This window comes from Polaromonas sp. P4_F4, from assembly GCF_056401355.1.
Genome location: NZ_JBFUJO010000060.1, coordinates 1 through 2,516 on the forward strand (window position 1 = coordinate 1; position 2,516 = coordinate 2,516).

Below are 2,516 nucleotides of genomic sequence, written 5' to 3' on the forward strand. Positions count from 1 at the left end.
CGCGCGCGACGCCGCCGGGCGCATCACCGGCTACGGCCACGTCAACAACGGCAGCCCCCAAAGCCAGCTGGACCAGGGCTTCGGCTACGACAACCTGAACCGCCTGCTGAGCGCCAGCCTGGCCGGCACCAGCACCCTGTACAGCTACGACGAGACCGGCAACCGCACCAGCAAGACCGTGGGCGCCAGTAGCTACCCCAACACCATTGCCGCCACCAGCAACCGGCTGGCGCAGACCCAGGACGTGGGCGGCACGGCCACGATCACCCATGACGCGGCCGGCCACATCACCAGCGACGGCGCCAACAGCTACACCTACACCGACCGCGGCCGCATGAGCAGCGCCATCACCGGCGGCGGCACGGTCAATTACCTGTACAACGGGCTGAACCAGCGGGTCAAGAAAAGCGGCCCGAGCCCTCTGGTGCCCACCGGCGCGGCCTACTACCTGTACGACGAGGCCGGCCAGCTGCTGGGCGAGTACGACGCCAACGGCGCGCCGCTCTATGAAACCATCTACCTCAACACCCTGCCGGTGGGGGTGATGCAGCAGACGGGCACAGCGGCCACGAATGACATTGCGGTGAGCCTGTACAACCTGCATGCCGACCACATCGCGACGCCGCGCGTGATCACCAGACAGGACCAGACCATCGTCTGGCGCTGGGACACGGCCGAAGCGTTTGGCGGCACGGCGCCGAACCAGAACCCCAGTGGGCTGGGCGCCTTCACCTTCAACCAGAGGTTCCCGGGGCAGGTGTTTGACGCGGAGACCGGGCTGTTCCAGAATTGGAATCGGGAGTACAACGCCCGATTGGGGCGGTATATTCAGTCTGATCCCATCGGACTCCAAGGGGGCATCAATACCTTTGCCTATGTGGGGGGTGATCCGCTAAGGCTCACGGACCCTCGAGGGCTTGCTGTTCCTGTTGCTGTTGCCGCATGCATGGCCAGTCCTCCGTGCGTAGCCGCTGCAGTCGCCGCTGCGGCTGCTACTGCTAAAGCGTGCGTGGATACATACGACGCTGTGAAGAATTGGATGGATAGTCGAGCAAAAAATCCACCCGATATCGGACCTCCCAATGATTGGATTCAAGGTCCTCGCCGAGGTAGGCAATATGGACCGGATGGAAGACCTCAATACGATATCGATAAACCTCATCAAGGCAACGAAATAGACCACGTGCATGAATGGCCTGGCGGTGAAAGAGAAGAGCCTGGTAGGCCTGTGTCGCCGATTCCGAAGGCAAAAAATTAATTTAATTGAAGGCTTGGATGATGAAATTATCTGATTGTGTTGAAGCGCATGTCACCGGTATTTGCGTTGATGAGAAGTCAAAGACGATAGATATATCGTTACGCCTCCAAAGCGGCGACCGTACTGCTCTTAGGGCGGAAGGGGTTACCCAGTTTGTAGCCAACGAATTTCGGGAAAAAAATATCGTTGATAGGATCAATATATGGAATAGCCAAAATCAACCAGAGGAATTTCGTCCCCTTTTGGTTGAGTTAATAACGGGAGAATTTGAGGGAATAATCTCGGAAGCGTTTTTACCCGCAATTGACCTTGAGCTCTCCGCAATAGCTAGGGGGGAAAAGATTTTGGTTGAAATAGAGCCTGTCTACGGTGTTAGAGCTATTTTTCTCGCACGGAGTTTTCAGCAGTGTTGAATTGCGCTGAAGCCTGACCGAATACTTCCATCAATCCTTGAGGGCGAGCATGGCCTCAATCACATCCATCACGGCGCAATAGCTGGCGTTGCCTGGGCAGCGCGCTGATGCGCTCTACGTGCTGCGGGCGCCGGCCCCACCCCGCAAGAAAAAGGTGAGCTCACCAAGATCACCGATGAGAGCGGCCAGACCAGCTACAGCCACGACGCCCTGGGCCGCCTGACAGCCAAGACGGTCGTCATCAGCGGCAAGAGCTTCACCATCGGCTACGCCTGGGGCGACAGCGGCAGCGCACTGGACAAGCTGACGGCCATCACCTACCCGGGCGGCTCACGCGTGAACTACAGCTACGACGCCCAGGGCGCCGTCAGCGCCCTCAGCGTCAACCCCGTCAACCCCAACGGCGTGGGCGTCGGGGCCGGCACCACCAGCCTGCTCAGCGCCCTCGGCTACAACGCCGACAACCAGGTCAGCGGCTGGCTGTGGTCCGACGGCAAGGCCCGCACGCTGGGCTACGACAGCACCGGCCTCGTCTCCAGCTACAGCCTGGGCGACCCGCTGGGCACCGGCAACGCCGCAGGCGCCCTGCGCAGCCTCAACCGCGACGCCGCCGGGCGCATCACCGGCTACGGCCACGTCAACAACGGCAGCCCCCAAAGCCAGCTGGACCAGGGCTTCGGCTACGACAACCTGAACCGCCTGCTGAGCGCCAGCCTGGCCGGCACCAGCACCCTGTACAGCTACGACGAGACCGGCAACCGCACCAGCAAGACCGTGGGCGCCAGTAGCTACCCCAACACCATTGCCGCCACCAGCAACCGGCTGGCGCAGACCCAGGACGTGGG

Annotated in this window: 2 protein-coding genes and 1 pseudogene; all 3 read left to right on the top strand. The window is 61.1% G+C overall.

Annotated features, from left to right (window positions below):
* Positions 1-1,258: RHS repeat-associated core domain-containing protein (locus tag AC1DUR_RS25720; protein ID WP_477722384.1), on the top strand; the 1,258-nt coding region annotated here is incomplete at its 5' end.
* Between the two features lie 17 nt (positions 1,259-1,275).
* The gene (locus tag AC1DUR_RS25725) at positions 1,276-1,671 is read left to right on the top strand and encodes a hypothetical protein (protein ID WP_477720925.1); all 396 of its coding nucleotides are present in this window, start codon (positions 1,276-1,278) and stop codon (positions 1,669-1,671) included.
* A gap of 336 nt (positions 1,672-2,007) precedes the next feature.
* Positions 2,008-2,516, top strand: a pseudogene (locus AC1DUR_RS25730) (hypothetical protein); the annotation flags it as partial.

Coding starts and splice junctions, on each gene's coding strand:
- AC1DUR_RS25725 (WP_477720925.1), top strand. CDS start 1,276: ATGATGAAATTATCTGATTGTGTTGAAGCGCATGTCACCGGTATTTGC.